The sequence below is a fragment of the Syntrophothermus sp. genome, from assembly GCF_013314835.1.
GTDB lineage: Bacteria > Bacillota > Syntrophomonadia > Syntrophomonadales > Syntrophothermaceae > Syntrophothermus > Syntrophothermus lipocalidus.
Genome location: NZ_JABUEX010000002.1, coordinates 35,545 through 55,489 on the forward strand (window position 1 = coordinate 35,545; position 19,945 = coordinate 55,489).

Consider the following 19,945-nt stretch of genomic DNA (forward strand, 5'->3'; position numbering starts at 1 on the left):
CGGCAAACGCAACACCTCCCCGGTATTACTATAGTATTTACCTTGTTTCTTTAATTTCTTCTAAAAGGGGCAGAATATGTATGGTGATGTCTGTGATAAAGCCGGGAACCCCCTTCATTCCCATGGAACCGGTCCTCCACCCGGAGGCCTTTGACGATGAAAACTACGGTTTTCAGATAAAGTGGGACGGAACAAGGATAATAGCCCACCTAGACGGCCCGGTGCAACTTTTCACCCGGAAGATGAAAAAGCGCACCGCCCAGTATCCCGAAGTGGCCGATGCGTTGAAGGAGGCCCTTAGGGGCACAAGCGCCGTGCTGGACGGGGAAATCGTAACCCTTTCCGGCGGCAAGCCCAATTTCCACCAGCTGATGAGGCGTGACCGGGCCACCGACGCGCGCACCATAAACCACCTGGCCACCAGAATACCGGTGACCTATGTGGTCTTTGACATCCTGTACCTAAAAGATAAGTGCCTGGCGGACCTTCCCTTTTGGCAGCGGGACGGGATATTGAGATCCACTTTAAAATCTTCGGACCCGGTGGTGGTAACCGATACCTTCAAGGGCTGTGGGAAGGCCCTTTTTGCAATCGTCAGGGAAAAGGGCCTGGAGGGCATAGTGGCTAAAAGACTAGAAAGCACCTACCAGATCGGGAAGAAAAGTGCAAAATGGCTTAAAATTAAAAACCGCCAGCGGACCATCGCCCTGGTGGGGGGGTTTGTGGCAGAAGGGAAGCAGGTGCGGTCCCTCTTTCTCGGCCAGCTTGTGGAAGGGGACTTAATTTATATAGGCCGGGCTTCCAGCGGCCTCGATGAGGAAACGGGCAGGGCTCTTTACGACTTTCTATCCCGGAGGGCCGGAAATACCTGTCCCTTCGTCAATCCGCCCGCCGTGGAAAGAAGGGAAAATCCCGTATGGGTACTACCGTCAGCCTCCGTTGAAGTGGAATTTTACGACTCCACGGAGAGAGGTTATCTCAGACACCCGGTCATCAAGCGGGTGGAACTGGGGTTATGAAATGGCCCTCTTCTTCCTGCCCCGGCCGGCAGGCTGTTTTTTTCCTTTTTCCTCTTCCACCATGGCCAGGCTCGCCTTCAGGGCTTCCATGAGGTCCACAACCTTCTCCTCCCGGGGAGCGGGTATTTTTATCTCCTGACCCTCCACTTTGGCCCTTATTATATCGAGCAGGGCCTTCCTGTACTCGTCGGTGTATTTTTCGGGCCTGAATTCGGCAGCTAGGGAATCGATAAGCTGCACCGCCATTTTGATTTCGTTTTCATGCAGCTTTATTCCCGGCGAGACGGTTATTTCCCCCTCATCCCGGACCTCGTCGGGATAAAACATGGTCTCTATCACCAGCTGGTTTTCACCGTAAGGCCTCAGGCACGCCAGGCTTTGCTTTGCTCGAATCATGACTTTTGCTATGGCGATTTTGCCGGTTTTTCTCAGGGCTTCAAAGAGCAGGAGGTAAGCCTTTTGCCCGGTTTCCTCGGGCCCGAGAAAATAGGAGTGATCAAAATATACCGGGTCTATTTCTTTAAGGTCCACAAAATCTATAATATCGATGGTGCGAGTGGTTTCGTCCGGTATGGCTTCCAGGTCCTTGTCCTCGATTATTACAAACCTTCCTTTTTCGTATTCGTAACCCCGAGTTATCTCATCTTCCTCGACCTTCCGGTTGCACGCAGGGCATACCTTCTCGTAGCGTATGGGAGTGCCGCATTCCCTATGGATCTGTCGGAAGCTTACGCTTTTCCGCTCGGTGGCCGCATACATTCTTACCGGCACGTTTACCAGGCCGAAACTGATGGAACCTCTCCACAAAGCCCGCACCGTTATCACCTCCTGTTTTAAGATTTCTCATTCGGAAACTGATTATCCCTGGAAATCCTTCCAGTAACATGGGTTTATTTTTGAAGGTGACCCGAACGCTCGTCTGTGTGTTCGTAGCGTTTTGCTTGTACCTGTTGGGTAGCTTGGGCATCCAATACTTCCATATTAAGACTGATCGAAGCAGTTATGGTAGTCCTTACCTCCCCAGCACCCGATAAGAAATTATTGAGGCATTACAATCAATACCATTTAACGGGAGCCTTGCTCTGGCTCAATGGTTCTACACAATTAGTCAGTTTTTGACTTTACGAATGGCAACATAGCAGGGAAACATCGAAACGCGTCGAGCAGGATAGGGAAAGCACTGGTTCCTGTTATTTTGTTGGTTCTTGTAATAACATTACGTTCCTGGACGCATTTTGGAATCATTACTTTTTTGCCCCAGTATTACACGCGTTGCCTCCACCACAGCCACACTTACGCTGCGGACATCGTATCCCTATTTCTTCTGGCAGGGGCTGTGGGAACCCTCGTAGGCGGTCCTCTAGCCGACCGCTGGGGCTTGAAAACGATAATCATGCTTTCCATGGGCCTTCTAATGCCGATGTTATACCTTTTTCCCCGCTTGACCGATCTTTGGTTGATTTTGACTGTGGCGGTAACGGGGTTTATCATTGTTTCTACTTTCGCGGTGACGGTTGTTTTGGGGCAGGAACTGCTACCTCGTAATGTCGGGCTTGCCTCCGGTCTCACCCTGGGCTTCGGGGTGGGCATGGGGGGAGTTGGTACCACGCTGTTGGGGTGGGTGGCCGATCACTGGGGCCTGACGACCATGTTTCACGTGATGCCCCTGCTGCCAGCAGCCGCTTTTTTGCTGGCGTTGCTGCTTCCAAACTGGGAAGAGGTGGTTAGGATGCACGGACACTGAAGCCTCTCAAAGACAGGTGCGGGAGAGGGGACTTGATACCGCCCCTAGCATATTCTGAACCATCACGAACAGCCTCGATGTTATACTGGGTGGACAGTGGTGCTGCCTTTCTTCATCAAGGTCGTCTGTACAGCCACTCTTGACAAAGCAGCTATCTCAAATGAAGAAGCAACGGACACGGTGATTGTTCTAAGTTCCTTAGCCCGTCGATCGCCTCTTCTTTATTCACTTTGTGCCTGTTCGTAGTCTTTGCCTACGCCAACGCCTTCTTACTCCTCGCATTTCATTTACTTGAAACGTCAATGCATTCTTAGCTGAATTAAGGACAGTATTTGTTCGGCAGCTGCGAATGAGTTTTTGGCATAGAAATCTCGAACTCGAGGACAACGGACGTGTTCGAGGAAGCCATTTTTACGGCATGTTATACCAAGCACGGTAGGTTCGCATATCGAGTTTTGAAGCGATAGATGTATACAGTGGTAATAGTTGAATAGGAGACTCCGGAGGAGTACAATTCAACTTAGGCTTAAGCTTGATGTTGGGAATATAAGGTTTTCCCAATACCTGGTACTGTGAAAGTTTTCCGGCGCCGCTGACCGAGTTTAGTACTTGAAACCGTCGCAGCATGTCGACGGGTACTCTTAAAACCTCAGAACTGCAAGTAGACGCAAAAGGAGGAATAAGAGGTCAATATGATAAACCAGTTTATTCGCTGGGTTCTGGGCAAGAAGTTGGAAAATGAACGTCTCGAAGAGCAGAAGTTTAACGTTTTCTGGGGAACGCCAATTCTTGCCAGTGACACGGTTTCGTCAGTGGCTTATGCTGTGGAAGAAATCCTGTGGGTCCTGGTTCCTGTTGTAGGTATGGCCTCTTATTTGTGGATGTCTCGGATTGCGGTGATTATCATCCTTTTGCTGGTGATTCTCACCCTTTCCTACCGGCAGACAGTGGCGGCCTATCCCAACGGAGGCGGGGCATACGTTGTTGCTAAGGACAACCTGAATACTTTGTTGGGCCTAGTAGCCGGAGCCTCGTTGGCCGTCGATTACACTCTGACCGTTGCCGTTAGTACCTGTGCGGGTACAGCCGCAATCACGTCTGCCTTTCCCCATCTATTCCCACATCGGGTTCTTATTTCGGTCATTGTTATTGTTCTTCTCGCTGTAGGTAACCTGCGGGGAATCAGAGAATCATCTCGTGTTTTTAGTGTTCCGACCTACGCTTTCGTTATCGCCGTCCTGGCTTTAATCGTAGCTGGAATATGGAAGCACCATGTCATGGGCTACGCTCACGTGCCTAATCCGTCAACTTCTCATGTTTCTTTCGGGACCCAAGCTGTTACCTTCCTTCTCCTCTTACGTGCATTCTCCGCCGGTTGCGCCGCCTTGACAGGGGTAGAAGCCGTAAGCAATGCCGTGCCAAATTTTGAAAAACCCACGGTACGCAATGCCCGGGTAGCCTATATTCTTATGGCCTTGGCGGTAGCCTCGACTTTTGGGGGGGTAGCCTATCTAGCATCTATATACCATGCAGTACCAGATCCCCATAGCACAGTTATCGCGCAGATTGCGACTGACGTTTTCGGCCGCGGAGGTATGTTTTACTTCATTCAGGCGACGACTGCCTTAATTCTGGTTTTGGCTGCAAACACTTCATACAGCGGATTTCCGATGCTGCTTTCAGTTATGGCGCTAGACGGGTATGCCCCACGCCAGCTGGCTCTTCGGGGTCATCGTCTGAACTACAACAACGGTATATTACTGCTGTCGGTTTTGGCCATAATTTTAGTTGTTGCATTTCAAGGGGATACGCACCTTCTGATACCTCTTTATGCTTTGGGAGTTTTCACTTCCTTTACCCTTTCCCAGTTTGGGATGTTGATGCGTTGGCTTCGTTCCAAGCCTGCCGGATGGCTTTCCCGGGCTTTGATAAACGGCTTAGGAGCTGTTGCTACCTTTGTCACGGTCGTTATACTGAGCATAACTAAGTTCACCGAAGGTGCTTGGATTGTCTTGGTAGTAGTTCCTTTACTCATGTTAATAATGATACGAATTAAGAGGCACTATCTGTCGGTAGCAGCTCAACTGGATATTCCCAACGACGAACTGGAACGATTGGACCTTACTCCCAAGTATTCCCATCATGTTATAGTGCCGATCGATAGCCTTAACAAGATGACTGTAAAAGCTTTGAGGTACGCTAAAACCTTGACTCCCAATGTGGTTGCATTTCACTTAGAGATTTACAAAGGAGAAGCAGATAAGCTGAGAAAGAAATGGACGTTGTTAAAAACGGATATTCCTTTAATCATCAGATACTCCCCTTATAGGGAAATCATAAGGCCACTGGTGGAATACATCGACTCGGAAGAACATGCTTCGCGCCCTGGTGATGTTATCACCATACTTTTGCCTCAGTTTTTCGTTTCCCGCTGGTGGGAACTGTTTTTGCATAACAATACGAGCCTTTTCATAGCCAATGCGATGTTTCACAAGAGGGACGTAGTAGTTTCAATCATGCCTTTTTATATACAGGACTTGTAGGAAAGGAAAGACATAGACGCCTACCCTTGTCACGACTGTTTTTTCGGCAGCGGCGGGAGGGATCAAGGAGGGGAACAGTAGTGAGCCTCAAAGTTCTCGTGGCCGAGGATGACAGCAATATAGCCAACCTGGTCAGGCTCTACCTGAGCAAGGAGGGTTACTTCGTTTTGTTAGCCAAAGATGGGCAGGAAGCTTTAGAAATATATCAGAGTCAGCAGCCGGACATGCTAATCCTGGATATTATGATGCCCCGCCTTGACGGCTGGGAGATCATAAGAAAGGTCCGGGGCAAATCTGGCATTCCTATTATCGTGCTTACGGCTCGTGATGAGGAAGCTGACAAGGTCCTCGGCTTGGAATTGGGGGCTGATGACTACGTAACCAAGCCCTTCAGCCCTCGTGAGCTGGTGGCTAGGGTAAGGGCCTTGTGCCGAAGATATTGCGGTACCGCGTCCGCTTCAACGCCCAGGTACACGTTTCCCGGTCTCAGTATCGACCTGGAGGGGCGGGAGGTGGTGTGTGCCTCTCAGACTATAAGCCTCACTCCCAAAGAGTTTGAACTTTTGGCTTGCTTGGCTCGGCATCCCGGGCGTGTTTTTTCCCGGGGTGCGTTGTTGGAGCAGGTATGGGGCTACCATTGTCCAGAGGACGACCGCACTGTAAACGTACATGTGAAGCGACTGCGCCAGAAACTGAGTAATTCCGATTACACTTACATACAGACTGTATGGGGAGTTGGCTACAAATTCGAGGTGAAGCCGCTTGAAAACAAAAGCGGAGATGAGGATTAACCGCATATGGGCTAAATTCCTTATAAGCTATGTGGCTGTTGTCCTGGTTGTCGTGATAATATGGGATGCTTCTTCTACGGTCTTTATTCGTCAGCACCTGGTCAGGGAGACCATAGAACAGCTTCAAATTGTGTCCGACAAGGTAGAGGATAGCCTGGCCTCCGGGGGTGCCAGCCACGCTTTTCTTCAAAAAATTGCCCGAAGTTTTGGAGGAAGCGTGTACGTTATGGATCTCGAGGGTAACTGTCGGTTATCCTCGGTGGACCTGCGAGGACAGAAGGTAGCGCTTTCTGAGCAGGTGCTAGAGGAACTCAGAAAGGGGCGAGACGTTTCATGGGAATGGAGCGAGTCGCCGACGGGTCATGAGGAGATCGCCTTCGCTACCTCTCTCCCTAGAAATGACGGTGAGCGGGGTTATCTGGTTCTCACATCGCCAAGCGGTTCTATCGAAAAGGCTTTGAAAAAGCTGCACCGTCAGCTCATCAAAGGAGCCCTGTTAGCCCTGCTGATGGGGGTCGTTATCAGTTTGGGGGTATCGCTCAAGATGACCCGCCAGATTAGGGAGATATTCGCTGGTACTCGACGGTTTTCTCAGGAAGATTTTCGTTACCGGATCCCGGTTATTACCGGGGATGAGCTAGGGGACGTAGCGAAGGACATAAACCGGATGGCGCAACAGCTCGCCCTAAGCAATGAAAGGCGCCAGGCTCTATTAGCCGGCGTCTCTCATGAAATTCGAACTCCTCTTACCAATATCTGTGGTTATCTGGAGGCGTTGCAGGATGGGATGATTGCCCAAGAAGATCAAAAACAAGTGCTAGGCCTCCTCTATCAGGAAGCTACGTTTATGAAAAACATGGTGAATGACTTAATTGACCTCTCTCGCTTAAACTCGCAGAACTATTCCATCAACAAGTCTGAGTTTGATCTTGGCGAGATCGTCCATCGGGTAGTAACCAGGCTGTTGCACCTGGCGACGGAGCAGGGAGATGTCATCCATGCTGAGCTTGATGGGGAACCGATAATGGTTCGAGCTGACAAGATTCGTGTTGAACAACTGCTACAGAACTTGGTCAAGAACGCTCTTCAGTTTACTACAGACGGCAACGTTTTTGTACGAGCTTTCCACAGTGGAACGACAGTGAAGATTATCGTCGAGGACGACGGGCAGGGCATTGAACCCGAAAAACTCCCCTTTGTTTTCGACGGCTTCTATAAAGCCGACCCGTCAAGAGCCAGGAAATACGAGGAAAGCGGTTTGGGTTTGGCAATCTGTAAGGCTATTGTGCAGTTACACGATGGCGAAATTACCATCGACAGTTTACGGGGAAAAGGAACGAAGGTAACGGTGGTGCTTCCGGTAGCGGTGGGATGAGAATTTATAATCTCTTCCTCGATCGTTAATAAGTTTGTAATAAATGGTCTTTATACTTGTAGCTGGATAAACCATAAAAACATCGAGGAGGTAGTGTCATGAAGAAGGTCAAACGCACAGTTGCTGTCCTTGCCCTTAGTAGTTTTATCTTCGGTTCGGCACCGGCGGCTTTGGCCAGCACATCAACGCCTGTCCAGCCGACGAAACCGGCCACCAAAGTGGTCAGCGTTGCGAAGCAGAAAGCGCATGCTTCCCCGGTAGCTGCTGCTGCTAAGGCTCTAGCGACTACCAAGGCAAAGGCGAAAAAGGCAGTCAAAGACCGGCACAAAATCGTCAAAGTGAAAGCGAAGAAAGCAGTGAAGCCTGTCAAGAAGTAGTGTGAAGAGGGATAAAGCGGAAAACTAAAGTACAGCCGGAGCAGGATACTCGCTCCGGCTGTATTAGTGAGTAAAAAGGAGGATACCCTATGTTTGGGAACGTTGGTCCGTGGGAGTTGATATTGATCCTCGTCATTGCCCTGATCATCTTCGGCCCAGGGAAGTTACCGGATGTCGGCAAGGCGGTTGGGAAAGCCATTGGGGAGTTTCGGCGCGCTTCCTCGGGAATCGAGCAAGAAGTCAAGCAGGCCTTTGAGGCCCCTCCGGCTGTTTCGGATTCCAGGCTGACTCAAACAGACCCTGAGGAAAAACAACCGGTCGATACACGAGACTAGCTTCAGAGGACATTTGAGGAGGTAGTAGATCCGCTTTTTCTATCGTCTTCCATGAAGACGCGGTTCAGGCGGAAACCCTTATGAGAGATTTGTGCAGACAGCTGGTTCGCTTCAGCATTACCGGGGTAGTCAATACTTTGATCGATTTCGGGCTGTTCAATATTTTGGTTTTTTTCACCGGCGCACGCGATGGTTGGCAGGTTGGTCTGATAAACATCGTGGCTGTTGGTGTTGCGGCCGCCAACAGCTATTTCATGAACCGACGCTGGACCTTTCAAACCAGGGGGAAGCATGAGACTAAAGAGATAGTTCGGTTTATACCGGCCACTATTGTCGGTATGCTTATCAATAGTGCAGTGGTCAGCGGTATTTCCGCGCTTGTATATTGGATACCCCTCCCTGTGTACATCGTGCTCAACACCGGCAAGTTGCTGGGAACGGTGTTTTCTGCCACCTGGAACTTTATGGTCTATCGGCTGTGGGTTTTTGTTTCTACTGAGACTGATGAAGCAGAAGGTGCGGTGCGACTGGCTCCGGAAGTAATGCCTGGCCTGGTCAGCATTGTGATCCCTGCTTATAATGAGAAATCGCGCCTTCCAGGACGGTTGAAGCGCTTGGCCGAATTGGCACCACGGCGTTTTCCGGTGGAGATTATTGTTGTAAACGACGGCAGCACAGATAATACTAGGGATTTGGCCGAGATGTTGGCTATGGAGTACCCGATAATCAGGTGCATCAGCCATCCGCGTAATCTGGGCAAGGGAGCGGCAGTAAGGACCGGAGTTTTGGCTTCTCGAGGAGAGTATGTGGTTTATACTGACGCAGATGAGACCTTCTCCGTCGAACACATTGAACAGGTAGTGACGGCCTTACGGGAAGGGCACCAAGTAGCTGCAGGCTGTCGTGATGCGGGACGTGGCAAGCGGTTAAGAAATGAAAAAGCTCTGCGCCACCTAATGGGACGTGCTTTCAATCTGCTGGTTCAGGCTTTGGTTCTGCCGGGGGTAAGGGATACGCAGTGCGGTTTAAAGGGCTTTACTCAGGCGGCAGCCCGCGAGGTGTTTGGGCGTCAACGATTGAACAGGTTTGCCTTTGATGTGGAAGTTCTGGCACTGGTACGGGCACTGAATTTCGACCTGGTGTTAGTTCCGGTCACAGCAGTGGACTGTGAGGGATCAAGCGTAAACCGTCTGCTGGCACCACTGCAAATGATCTGGGATGTCTTTAGGGTCCGGCTAGCTCTAGAGATGAACGTGTACGGGTTACCCGACAGAGGCAACTGCCTTACGGAGCTGTTGATTGCGGTGATGTTATTCGCAACCGCCCTGGCGGTGCGCTTGCCTTGGTTGTGGCAGGTTCCGCGGTATATAGATGAACTGAAAGAGGTAAATTTGGCATACGCTATATACCGGGGCCAGATTCTGCCGTTGCACAATGTGGCTCACGATATTGGAGCCATGCATAACTACATCCTGGCAGGACTTTTTAAGCTGTTTGGCCCTAACATATACCTTCCCCGTTTATACGTCGCGGTAACCGGGGCTTTAACTGTGGCCGTTGTTTACTTTCTAGGGAAAAGAATGTTTGACCGGTATACAGGCATTTTAGCAGCTGCACTTTTACTGACCAACGGAATGCACATGCTGGTTACGCATATGGCTTGGGCCAACAGCACCACTCCATTTTTCTTTTCCCTAGCTCTGCTGGCAACGCTGAAGGCTGAAGACGAAAAGAACGGTAAGTGGTTGCTGACGGCCGCGCTTTTGTGGGCCGCCACTCTACAAACCCATTCCTCGGCGATTATTTATGTTTTAGCAGCAGCTGTCTATGTATTTTCTCCTGCCTTTCGCCGCAAAACCCAACTAACCGCGCGATGGTACGCGGCTGCAGTGGTGGTTTTTCTAGCTGGCTATGCCAACATGATTTATTACAACATTATTTCGCGTGGCGGCAGCATTACCTGGCTTGGCCACAAAGGGTATGCCTTGGAACATCATCCGGGACTGCATTCGTTCCTGGTTAACCTTACCCAGCTCTTGGTCGAATTGACGCGAGCCGTAAGTTCGACGTATGCTAGTCACAACCATCTGTGGGAATATCTACAAAACCCCTTACTGGTGTTGGCATCTGTGTTGCTTCTGGCCGGATGCTGTTTTGCTTACCGTCAAGGAGAGCGATTGCTGCTGAGTATGCTGCTTTCAGGGATACTCGTCATTCCTTGGATAAATCATCGCTACACCTTCTATCTGGCTACGCGCTATATTATGCCCGAAGTTATCTGCGCTGTGGTGCTAATATCCCTGGGCTTGGTAACCGGTGCTTTTTTCGTACGGCAGAAACTGAAGGATGTAGTTGTTAACACGAAAACGATCGAGGCACCGGTAACGGCCGTTTTGTTATTGGTGATAGCCTGTCAGGCCATACCGTTCTACACTTACTGCCGGCGTTTGGATTCCACCAACCTGTCAAATCGCGCGGCCTTGAAGGTGATGTCCATCGTGGACGAGGAAGCTGGTAGAAACAGCATGGTATTGCTTGACCAGCGGTTGCCCTTAGAAAATCAGCCGTTACCGTACCTGCTCACTCTGAGCCATCAAAGTTATGTGTTGGTTTCGAACAAGAGCGGCAGACAAGGAGCTCAGGCGAGGATGACTTGGGTGAAAATGGTAGACCGTTATTCCCGCAGAAAGCTGATTGCGGTCCTAAGCCAGCAAACCTACAGTGAGATTAAGAACTACATACCGGAGGGAAGAACATATTCTGTCAAGTCTCGAATGATATTTCCTCGGGTTGTGGCTGCGCCCCGGGTCATCTACGTAGTAGAAATACGCAATGCAGATGAGCCAAAAGGGGGCAACGAATCTTCTTCTCCTAAATTGACGGAGGCGAAACCGCCACCTGCTGTCGAGCCTCAACCCGACAGTTAAGTGGTTTTCTCCAGTTCCGGTTTGGCGTAACATTAAACCTCTCCCATGGTATCCTGTCTACAATTTTCCCGTAGTTGTTCAAGTCGATGTTGAACAAGAAATATTTTGCGTTTGGCAGAAGAATACCAGCTAGTCTTATCTGAACAGCGTCTTTGGTATAAGCCACTTTGACTTCTTTGGTATTGAGTGGAGGCCATACATCTACCAATTCATAGCTTCTGGTTTTGGGTATTAACCGCAAAGAGACCCTCTCGATCGCTTCGTTAGGACCGCTCGGCACTGTACAAACATTAATTGAGTAGGAGGTACCGGGGGAGCAATTGCCTCCGGTTACTAGCTTTAAGTATAAGTCCGGACCGTGTTGCAAGACGTAGGCTGATTTGATCACGCTTCCCGATTCTCGCTTGGGGTGATCAACCGGGTGGAGAGCCAGCAACGATGATGCCGGCCAGCTGTTTTTTGGAACTTGGTTTGTAGAGACAATACTCCGCGGTGTGTGCAGGCGGAACAGCTCGTATGGCCGCTCAAAGCTCTTAAGAAACGAGGGCATCACGATGGCCTGGGTTTTATAGCAGGAAAGTGCCTGCTTTTTGGCTTCTAAGGCTTTCCGTGACACCTTACGCTTGTATAACTCATCTCCATAGTCGAAGAAAGAGTCGGGTAGCGACAGGTCACTGTCTGTGCCGACCGGTAAATCTACTTGCCAATTCGCCCGGTGGATATCGAAGGTGTACAAATGTGGGCAAAAGCAGGGATCCTTACTTTCTAGCATACTCATCGCGAGAAGAGTAAAAACACCAGTTGCCCAATGGTCGGGATGGCGGTCGGAGGTACCGGTAACATAGATATCCGTGGGCTGGTATTCCATCATTATCCGTTCCAAAACCCCGAGCAGAACAGGAGCTGAGTAAGCCTGTCCGTAATCCACGGCCGTAGGGTAAGGAACATGAGAAAACTTGGTCTGCCTTGATATGAACGGCTTGCTTGGATCCCAGTAATGGCGCCATATAGAAGCTAACCCCTGGTCAGGAAAACCGAGGAAGGTCACGTCATTGGTTCTGATCCCCAGTTTAGTGGCGGCGCAAATGGCCTCCTTCTGCCTTTGGAAACCGTAACGCAAGTAATCATCTTTGTTCACCTTTGCCCGCCCCGTATATTTTTCAGCCCCGAAATGAAAACCGTCTCCGTTGGTCATGAAAAGGATCTTGACCTTATCACCTCTAATCGCTGCATCAGCGATAAGACCCCCGGTCCCAAGACTTTCATCATCTGGGTGCGGGGCTATGATCAGAATTCGATGTTTCGGTGAACTGGTGACTCTGTTGTGAACCAAACTTTTTTGCGGATTCATAGTTCTATGTCCTAGAACCATACAGAAGACAACGACAGCAATTAAACCAAAGACTAAAGTTATCATCAGAGCGATGTTTCTTACTCTCGAGGTCATAGCTGTTATTACTCCTCTGAAAAAGTCGACGGTTACTTGCCAGGAGCCCGGGTCAGCCTGACTCCTCTCTCGGGAGTTATCGCATGCCATACGATGATTTTAGCTTATTTTGTTTCTCTTATGTTTTGCCGTTAGGAACCAATACATGGGCAGAGACTGGTTTGGCCCGTCCGGTATTTTTTGGCTTTTGCTAGCTAATCTTGCTAGTTCAAAGAAATCCCCTGTACCGGGTTCGGCGCATTTTCCTGTAGCCTACCAGCTTGACAGCGGACTAATAATTTGGTTTCCTAAATATACGGGAGGCTAAATAATGAGCAGATGTTTTGACAGGGTCGAGGAACTGCAGCAGCTACTATGGCGGGTCTTTCAGAGGATCAATCTGCATACCAGGAAGTTTCTTTCCAAGCAGGGGCTTACTATGGCCCGGTTTATTGTTCTTCAAGACGTAAATGAGAATTATCCTACGACTATGGGCGATATACAAAAGCGTCTCGGAATGGCCCCCGCAACCCTCACCGGGTTGGTAGATGGCTTAGTGGAAGCTGGACTGGTAAACCGCTGGCGGGAGGAGTCGGACCGGCGCTCGGTGTACCTTGCTCCCAACCCGGAAGGACAAGAACTGTGCAGGCGGGTTTTTAAGTACCGAGCCTTCATCCTGGAAGAGGCAGTTGCTCATGGCGACGGCCTAAACCTGGATGACTTGAATGAGAATCTTGTGGCTTTGTTGAATGGCCTGAATGTTATAAGGGCCGAAGGAAAAGGCCAAGAAGGGGCAAACCTGGAGGCGCCTTGCTACGGGAGGGATAGGCTTGGTAAAAAACGGCGAGGATAGCGGCGCATACACTCTGCGGGTAGAAGGCTTGAGCAAGGTGTTTGGGACCAAGGTGGCAGTCGACGGGGTTTCTTTTTCGGTAAAGGAAGGGGAGATTTTTGGAGTAGTAGGACCTAACGGTGCGGGAAAGACTACTACTGTCCGAATGCTCACAACCCTCTTACCTCCTACTTCCGGCGTTGCCTGGGTTATGGGCTTCGACATTGTTACCCAACCTGGCCTGGCCCGTAGATATATCGGTTATGTGCCCCAGGCTGTTTCGGTCGACTTTTACCATGCCGTTTTTCTTTACCTCAAATGCTCTATATCCGCTGAATATTATGCCGCACTGGCTTCAATTGATTGCCAGAGTAAATCCTTTGACGTACGTGGTGGAACTCCTGCGCTCGTTTCTGGTCACGGGTAATCCGGTAGTATTGAGGTGCTTCGGTATACTGGTTCTAGATGTGCTGGTTATTGCCACCATTAGCGCCTGGCTTTATCCCAAGGCCGTTTATTAAACGCGTCTACTGTTTGGTGTTTCCAGATAGGGAGTACGGTTACGCCCGGTTTGGTCGGGATAGGAATAGGGCAAAGAGAGTCACAAGCATGAAACACGAGTCAAAATAGGAGTGTTTTTTGTGAGCAAGACGAGCCAGGTCATATTACAGGTGATTGTTACCTTGGCTGCGATGATCACAACCGGGGTCTGGCTGAAGGAGAACATATGGGCCTATCCCGCCGACAACATCTATTCCGGGCAAAACCTGTTCGTTCTCAGGTACTGGTTCGACTCTCGGGTGATACATCACGTTCACGCCAAGGAAAAGTTGGTAGCTTTAACCTTCGATGACGGGCCGGATCCTCGCTATACTCCTCAAGTGTTAGACATATTAAAACAACACCGTGTACACGCTACTTTTTTTGTGGTAGGCGAGTCGGTCCAAAGGCATCCTGATATAGTAAAGAGGGAGTTACAAGAGGGACATGAGATAGAGAATCACAGCTATACTCACCCGGATTTGGGTAAAAAGAACGCGGCGGAGATATTGAAGGAGCTGGAGACTACCCAGAAAGTCATCGAAATTACGGCTGGAAGGGCTCCCCGATACTTCCGGCCACCCCGAGGCTTATTCAATACCCAGGTTGTGGAAATTGCGCAGAGGCTGGGGATGAAAACCGTTCTATGGGACATAGGAGTGGAACACCGCGCTTTTAGGGATCCCAGGGACATGGCCTATAGGGTAGTAGGGAAGGCTCATCCTGGAATAATCATTCTTGCCCACGATGGCCGGCTTGACCGGAGTTTGACAGTAAAGGCTTTGCCTATACTGATAAATGAATACCAAAAAATGGGTTACAGGTTTGTAACTTTAACCGAGCTTTTAGCTTCTGCCGAGACATCACCGTGATAGACAATACAACTATAAAGACCCCTCAAAGGCACACCTTTCATGCAGTCTGGAGACAGAGACCTGTTGTGTTCAGTCGTACCTTCTCAGGTAGTTTTTTCTGGGGTTGGCGTGTTCGTATAGGAGGATTGGCCCTCACATATAATTAGAGTATCAACTGCAGGGAGGGCTAGCGATGACTTACAGGATGCGAATAGCCAGTAGTATAGCAATTAATAGTCTTGAACGAGAATTGCACCATAATTTCAACTGGCTTAAAGAAAGGGGTTGTTCGATAGAGACCAGGTACGAGCAGCAGGACAGGTATCACTGTTTGCTGGTGACCCTGCATTATCCACGGAAAGGGGTTTTATTTCGAGAAGAGGACTTCGTGTACATTTTTAAGTACCAGTTGGCTGAGATTGTGGCGGAACATATCATCAGTTTGTGGGAAGAAGAGTTGGTTAAACGCAGGCTGGACAAAACGTACCGAGGCCTTTTGCCGGAAGAAAGGTCGTTGATTCTGGAAAAGGCCCTTAGTTTCATGAGATGTTGCGATGACAGCGAGAGCCTGAGTCTTTTGATGCGGTTTGGCCGTAAGAGCAGGATAGCTCACCGGGTCCTTGATCACCTCTTAGAGCATGACATGCTCATCTTGGACGGTTTTGTAAGCTTTTACTTAAGGGATTACTTGAAGGAAATACAGTTTGCAGTTGACTTGGCATGGGAGGAAGTGAACAACGAGAAGGAATATAACGAATTTGTCAAGTTACTGCGCTACTTTGTCGACTCGCAGCCATCCCGCGTGCTGGAAGTAAATTTAATGATGACAGGTGCGGGGGGGTTCTCGATGTGGGATGAAAGTGGAAATTCCTTAGACGAAACCTATGTGCGGGGATGTCTGGAGGAAATATTCACTGACGATATAAGCACTGACGACGTGTTGGTGAGCGTGTTGATAACGTTAGCACCCCGCCGGGTTGTTTTGCATGGAAGCAGTGGAAACCTGCCTTGCAATGAGTCGATAAAGATCATAAAGAAGGTCTTCAAGGAGAAAATCGTTACCTGTACCGGATGCGATCGTTGCCGCGAAAGCTTGATCAAGAAAGGCGACGTTTAAGTTTTTGTTCCGAAAATGTAACCACAGATGCACACTGACGTTCGCGGATGAACACTAACATACCATGTAGCCATAATGGACCTTAGCATTACTGCTATATCTGGTCGTGACATCAGTAGTGTCGTGGCAATTTGGCCGTCTTTTCCTGCCGTTCAAACATCTTCTTTTGTCGCTTTCCTATGTCACTCCTAGGTTTTGGTTACGGATGTTGTCTGTAATTCCGACATTTTCCCAACGTTTATAAAGGATTTGTACGACCTAAAGGCGAATATCCTGTTAGATGTTGTGCGAAGGTAGGTCTACGAGAAGGGTCGGGAACAACTGCTTGCACTGAAATCAGCGATGTCACTTCAACTTCACGGGAGAGGAGGGGTAGGCGTGAGCCATGTGGTCTGGATGGTCATAGCTTTGGCGTGTGGAATCGTCGAAATACTAACAGTCGGGTTTTGGTTCTTGTGGCTGGCTTTGGCTGCGCTTTTGGTGGCTTTGTTCACCTGGGTTGGCCTGACTAAATCGCTGGCGGCACAGCTGGCCGTTTTCGCAGGATTTACCGTCTTTTTTACGGTTTTCACCAGGCCTTTGGCGATGAAGTTTTTTGAAACCAGGGACGTGAGGAGTAACGTGGATTCGCTTATCGGCAAACGAGCGGTTGTCATCAAAGCTATCTCTCCGCGAGAAACGGGTCAGGTCAAGGTCTACGGCGACGTGTGGACGGCTGTAGCCGACCAGGACATTCCTGAAGGTGTGCCTGTAATTATTCGTTCGGTGGAAGGAGTCAAGGTAAGGGTCCAACCCGCAGACCAGTAAGCTCCTTTGAGGAAGGTTTGTTAGGCAAAAAACCGGAGGTGAAAGGAATGGAAGTTATTTCCTGGATTCTACTAATATTTGTTCTGGTCATCCTGTTCAGGTCGATCAAGATCATCAGACAGTCGACGGTAGGGATCATCGAAAGACTGGGGAAGTTTCATGGTAAGGCCGAACAAGGCATAAATATCGTGATACCCTTTATTGATCGGTTCCGGGCCATCGTAGACCTGCGCGAACAGGTCGTGGATTTTCCTCCCCAACCGGTGATAACCCGAGACAATGTGACTATGCAGATTGACACGGTGGTGTACTATCAAGTTACCGACCCATTTCGCTATGTGTATGAGATTGCAAACCCGATCGCGGCTATCGAGAATTTGACGGCTACTACCCTCCGCAACATCGTGGGCGAGTTGGAATTAGACCATACCCTCACTTCACGGGACATCGTGAACACGAAGTTGCGTCAGGTACTGGACGAAGCAACCGACAAGTGGGGGATTAAGGTCAACCGGGTTGAGCTGAAAAACATTCTGCCTCCGGCCGACATACAGCAGGCGATGGAGAAACAGATGCGAGCCGAGCGTGAAAAAAGGGAAGCTATCTTAAGGGCTGAAGGGCAAAAGACTGCGGCTATCCTTACCGCGGAAGGGGAAAAACAGGCAACCATCCTCCAGGCTGAAGCCAAGAGAGAAGCTGCTATTCGGGAAGCGGAGGGAATCAAGGAATCTACGATTCTAAAGGCTGAAGGGGAAGCCCAGGCTATTCTGAAGGTTCAGCAGGCCTTCGCTGACAGCTTGAAAATGATTAAAGAAGCGGGAGCGGATGAGAAGGTTCTTGCTTTGAAATCCCTGGAGACCTTGAAAGAACTCGGTTACGGTAATGCTACCAAGATCATCATTCCGAGCGAGCTTTCAGGGCTGGGTGGGGTTTTTGCGGCTTTAAAGGAAACCGTGAGCAAAGATTGCGGTCCTTCCTCAGCCTAAACTACTCGTGAACCACTCGCGGTCGGTTGCGGCACCAGCCAAAGTCTGCTATATTCATTAACAACGTTCAGGACATCCATGTCTTACGCAGACTAGCAGCGGTTTATGTTGTCGAGGCTATTATTATGGGAGGCGACCAGTCGATGTTGAGGATCACGCTCGGGGATGGAAAGGTTAGAGATTACCCGGAAGGAACGACTTTTGCTCAAGTGGTTCAGGACCTAGGTGGAAGGTTGATGAGTGAGGCTCTGGCCGTTCGGTTTAACGGGAAACTGATGGACCTCGCTGCCCCTATACCTGCGGACGGGAGGCTGGAGATACTGACTTTTGAGGATGAGGACGGGCGCGAAGTATACCGCCACTCCAGTGCTCACGTTATGGCCCAGGCGGTGAAGCGGTTGTTTCCCGGAACGCGACTGGCGATAGGCCCGGCTATAGACAAAGGTTTTTATTACGATTTTGATCCGGAACAGCCGTTTACTCCTGAGGATTTTGATCGTATTGAGCAAGAAATGCAGAGTATCATCTCCGCCGATTACCCGATCGTGAGAAAGGAAATTTCCCGTGAAGAAGCGCTCGAGCTTTTCTCTGGTTTGGGTGAAACGTATAAGGTGGAACTGATCGAGGGACTGGCAGAAGGGGAGACCATCAGCGTTTACCAGCAGGGAGAGTTTATCGATCTCTGCGCCGGTCCTCACCTGGTGTCCACCGGCAAGATCAAAGCCATCAAGCTGATGAGTTTGGCTGGGGCTTATTGGCGCGGGGACGAACGGAACAAGATGCTACAGAGGATCTACGCCACCTCTTTTCCTAAGAAATCTATGCTCGATGATTACCTGTATAAATTAGAAGAAGCCAAGAAGCGGGATCATCGCCGTTTAGGGCGAGAGCTAGGTCTGTTTGTAGTTCTTGATGAAGGCCCGGGGTTTCCTTTCTTCTTACCCAAGGGAATGATAATCCGCAACGAATTGGAGACTTTCTGGAGGCAGGAACACATTAAAGCCGGCTACCAGGAGGTAAAAACCCCGATAATCCTCAACCGTTCTTTGTGGGAGAAATCCGGACACTGGGAGCACTATCGCGAGAACATGTACTTCACTACCATCGACGAAGAAGATTACGCGGTAAAGCCCATGAACTGTCCAGGGGGGATACTGGTTTACAAACAGAACCTGCACAGTTATCGGGAGTTGCCTATACGTCTGGGCGAATTAGGCTTGGTACACCGTCACGAAAAATCAGGGGTACTGCACGGGTTGATGAGGGTCAGGGCTTTTACCCAAGACGACGCCCATATTTTCATGCTACCTTCGCAGATAACCCAAGAAATCAAAGGCGTCATCGACATGGTTGATCATTTTTACCGTCTGTTTGGCTTCAGCTACCATGTTGAGCTGTCGACCAAACCGGAGAAGGCGATGGGATCCGACGAAATCTGGGAAAAGGCGACCGGCGCGTTGCGGCAGGCATTGGAAGAGAAGGGGATGGAGTACAAGATCAATGAGGGCGACGGCGCTTTCTACGGCCCCAAGATCGATTTTCACCTGCGGGACTCGTTAGACCGGACCTGGCAGTGTGGGACCATCCAGCTTGATTTTCTTATGCCGGAGAAATTCGACCTAACCTATGTCGGTGAAGACGGTGAAAAACACCGCCCGGTTATGATACACCGGGTTATTTACGGCAGCTTGGAAAGGTTCATCGGAATACTTACCGAGCACTTCGGTGGCGCCTTTCCTACTTGGCTGGCTCCGGTGCAGGTACGCATAATTCCGATAACCGAGCGGCATCACGGGTACGCTGTGGAACTGGAAGCCGGTTTCCGGGAAGCTGGGCTCAGGGTAGAGAGCGATCTCAGGAGCGAGAAGGTGGGTTACAAGATCCGGGAAGGCCAATTACAGCGTATACCGTACCTCTTGGTAGTGGGAGACAAGGAGACGGAAAACAAAACGGTCTCGGTTCGCAAGCGCAAGGAGGGTGACCTCGGGCCGCAACCGGTTGCCGAGTTCTTGAATCGGATAAAGAAAGAGATCGCAGGAAAAGTAGTAGGGTAGAAAAGAGGCAAGGGAGCTATTGACAAGGCGGTTGCAAGAAGGTAGACTAGTATCTGGCAATGAGCATAGTTGTTTCTAAGTAGAAGCTCCGCTTCTCACCTTATGGCGATCAGGGTGCTTATAAGGTACTGGGTTAGTAGATGCTAGGTGCTGGGCAAAACTGTTTTGCGCCACGGGGAGACATGATTGAGCGGGCTAAGCGGGCCCGCTTGTAGTTT

General features: G+C 49.9%; 18 protein-coding genes. 16 read left to right on the plus strand and 2 right to left on the minus strand.

The features are described from left to right. Nucleotides 1–80 precede the first annotated feature (80 nt). Nucleotides 81–1,019 carry an ATP-dependent DNA ligase gene (locus HPY90_RS01405; protein ID WP_287190255.1) on the plus strand — a complete coding sequence of 313 codons (939 nt, stop codon included), beginning with the start codon at nt 81–83 and terminating at the stop codon, nt 1,017–1,019. Here HPY90_RS01405 and ku read toward each other — a convergent pair. Then, the gene (ku, locus tag HPY90_RS01410) at nt 1,014–1,835 is read right to left on the minus strand and encodes a non-homologous end joining protein Ku (protein WP_287190259.1); all 822 of its coding nucleotides are present in this window, start codon (nt 1,833–1,835) and stop codon (nt 1,014–1,016) included. The two genes, HPY90_RS01405 and ku, sit on opposite strands and share 6 nt — an antisense overlap. Before the next feature lie 382 nt (nt 1,836–2,217). Here ku and HPY90_RS01415 point away from each other — a divergent pair, with 382 nt between their 5' ends. The 7 genes from HPY90_RS01415 (at nt 2,218) to HPY90_RS01445 (ending at nt 11,111) form a co-directional block, all read left to right on the plus strand. Next, entirely contained in the window at nt 2,218–2,763 is a 546-nt protein-coding gene (locus tag HPY90_RS01415) for an MFS transporter (protein ID WP_287190526.1), read from the plus strand. A 692-nt stretch (nt 2,764–3,455) separates the two neighbouring features. After that, nucleotides 3,456–5,306 (plus strand): APC family permease, encoded by a 1,851-nt coding sequence (locus HPY90_RS01420; RefSeq protein ID WP_287190261.1) that lies wholly within the window; start codon nt 3,456–3,458, stop codon nt 5,304–5,306. Between the two features lie 80 nt (nt 5,307–5,386). Continuing rightward, nucleotides 5,387–6,097 carry a response regulator transcription factor gene (locus HPY90_RS01425; RefSeq protein ID WP_287190266.1) on the plus strand — a complete coding sequence of 237 codons (711 nt, stop codon included), beginning with the start codon at nt 5,387–5,389 and terminating at the stop codon, nt 6,095–6,097. Then, nucleotides 6,069–7,472, plus strand: a complete 1,404-nt coding sequence (locus tag HPY90_RS01430) for a sensor histidine kinase (RefSeq protein WP_287190269.1) — start codon at nt 6,069–6,071, stop codon at nt 7,470–7,472. The genes HPY90_RS01425 and HPY90_RS01430 overlap by 29 nt, the downstream gene beginning before the upstream one ends. Nucleotides 7,473–7,570: 98 nt before the next feature. After that, on the plus strand, nt 7,571–7,849 hold the full coding sequence (locus tag HPY90_RS01435) for a hypothetical protein (RefSeq protein WP_287190271.1): 279 nt from the start codon (nt 7,571–7,573) through the stop codon (nt 7,847–7,849). An 89-nt stretch (nt 7,850–7,938) separates the two neighbouring features. Continuing rightward, nucleotides 7,939–8,184, plus strand: a complete 246-nt coding sequence (locus HPY90_RS01440; RefSeq protein WP_287190274.1) for a Sec-independent protein translocase subunit TatA/TatB — start codon at nt 7,939–7,941, stop codon at nt 8,182–8,184. Between the two features lie 80 nt (nt 8,185–8,264). After that, entirely contained in the window at nt 8,265–11,111 is a 2,847-nt protein-coding gene (locus HPY90_RS01445; RefSeq protein WP_287190277.1) for a glycosyltransferase, read from the plus strand. On the opposite strand, the gene HPY90_RS01450 is transcribed toward HPY90_RS01445, so the two are convergent. Then, entirely contained in the window at nt 11,056–12,558 is a 1,503-nt protein-coding gene (locus HPY90_RS01450) for a PIG-L deacetylase family protein (protein WP_287190280.1), read from the minus strand. The two genes, HPY90_RS01445 and HPY90_RS01450, sit on opposite strands and share 56 nt — an antisense overlap. A 310-nt stretch (nt 12,559–12,868) precedes the next feature. Here HPY90_RS01450 and HPY90_RS01455 point away from each other — a divergent pair, with 310 nt between their 5' ends. The 8 genes from HPY90_RS01455 (at nt 12,869) to thrS (ending at nt 19,727) form a co-directional block, all read left to right on the plus strand. Continuing rightward, a complete protein-coding gene (locus HPY90_RS01455) occupies nt 12,869–13,390 on the plus strand; it encodes a MarR family winged helix-turn-helix transcriptional regulator (RefSeq protein WP_287190282.1) in 522 nt (173 codons plus the stop codon). Continuing rightward, nucleotides 13,368–13,796, plus strand: coding sequence for an ATP-binding cassette domain-containing protein (locus tag HPY90_RS01460; RefSeq protein ID WP_287190285.1), 429 nt, complete (start codon nt 13,368–13,370; stop codon nt 13,794–13,796). Before HPY90_RS01455 ends, HPY90_RS01460 begins: the two co-directional genes overlap by 23 nt. After that, a complete protein-coding gene (locus tag HPY90_RS01465) occupies nt 13,711–13,890 on the plus strand; it encodes an ABC-2 transporter permease (RefSeq protein ID WP_287190289.1) in 180 nt (59 codons plus the stop codon). The genes HPY90_RS01460 and HPY90_RS01465 overlap by 86 nt, the downstream gene beginning before the upstream one ends. A gap of 120 nt (nt 13,891–14,010) precedes the next feature. Further along, a complete protein-coding gene (locus tag HPY90_RS01470; RefSeq protein ID WP_287190292.1) occupies nt 14,011–14,781 on the plus strand; it encodes a polysaccharide deacetylase family protein in 771 nt (256 codons plus the stop codon). A gap of 175 nt (nt 14,782–14,956) precedes the next feature. Further along, nucleotides 14,957–15,880: a putative sporulation protein YtxC gene (ytxC, locus tag HPY90_RS01475; protein ID WP_287190295.1), complete on the plus strand. Its 924-nt coding sequence runs from the start codon at nt 14,957–14,959 to the stop codon at nt 15,878–15,880. Between the two features lie 378 nt (nt 15,881–16,258). Continuing rightward, a complete protein-coding gene (locus HPY90_RS01480; protein ID WP_013175665.1) occupies nt 16,259–16,687 on the plus strand; it encodes an NfeD family protein in 429 nt (142 codons plus the stop codon). A 47-nt stretch (nt 16,688–16,734) separates the two neighbouring features. After that, nucleotides 16,735–17,673, plus strand: a complete 939-nt coding sequence (locus HPY90_RS01485; protein WP_013175664.1) for an SPFH domain-containing protein — start codon at nt 16,735–16,737, stop codon at nt 17,671–17,673. Nucleotides 17,674–17,816: 143 nt separating this feature from the next. After that, nucleotides 17,817–19,727: a threonine--tRNA ligase gene (gene thrS / locus HPY90_RS01490; protein WP_287190301.1), complete on the plus strand. Its 1,911-nt coding sequence runs from the start codon at nt 17,817–17,819 to the stop codon at nt 19,725–19,727. The last annotated feature ends 218 nt before the right edge of the window (nt 19,728–19,945 follow it).

Coding starts and splice junctions, on each gene's coding strand:
- thrS (WP_287190301.1), top strand. CDS start 17,817: ATGTTGAGGATCACGCTCGGGGATGGAAAGGTTAGAGATTACCCGGAA.
- HPY90_RS01455 (WP_287190282.1), top strand. CDS start 12,869: ATGAGCAGATGTTTTGACAGGGTCGAGGAACTGCAGCAGCTACTATGG.
- HPY90_RS01420 (WP_287190261.1), top strand. CDS start 3,456: ATGATAAACCAGTTTATTCGCTGGGTTCTGGGCAAGAAGTTGGAAAAT.
- HPY90_RS01405 (WP_287190255.1), top strand. CDS start 81: ATGGTGATGTCTGTGATAAAGCCGGGAACCCCCTTCATTCCCATGGAA.
- HPY90_RS01485 (WP_013175664.1), top strand. CDS start 16,735: ATGGAAGTTATTTCCTGGATTCTACTAATATTTGTTCTGGTCATCCTG.
- HPY90_RS01440 (WP_287190274.1), top strand. CDS start 7,939: ATGTTTGGGAACGTTGGTCCGTGGGAGTTGATATTGATCCTCGTCATT.
- HPY90_RS01435 (WP_287190271.1), top strand. CDS start 7,571: ATGAAGAAGGTCAAACGCACAGTTGCTGTCCTTGCCCTTAGTAGTTTT.
- HPY90_RS01450 (WP_287190280.1), bottom strand. CDS start 12,558: ATGACCTCGAGAGTAAGAAACATCGCTCTGATGATAACTTTAGTCTTT.
- HPY90_RS01445 (WP_287190277.1), top strand. CDS start 8,265: ATGAGAGATTTGTGCAGACAGCTGGTTCGCTTCAGCATTACCGGGGTA.
- ytxC (WP_287190295.1), top strand. CDS start 14,957: ATGACTTACAGGATGCGAATAGCCAGTAGTATAGCAATTAATAGTCTT.
- HPY90_RS01465 (WP_287190289.1), top strand. CDS start 13,711: ATGCCGCACTGGCTTCAATTGATTGCCAGAGTAAATCCTTTGACGTAC.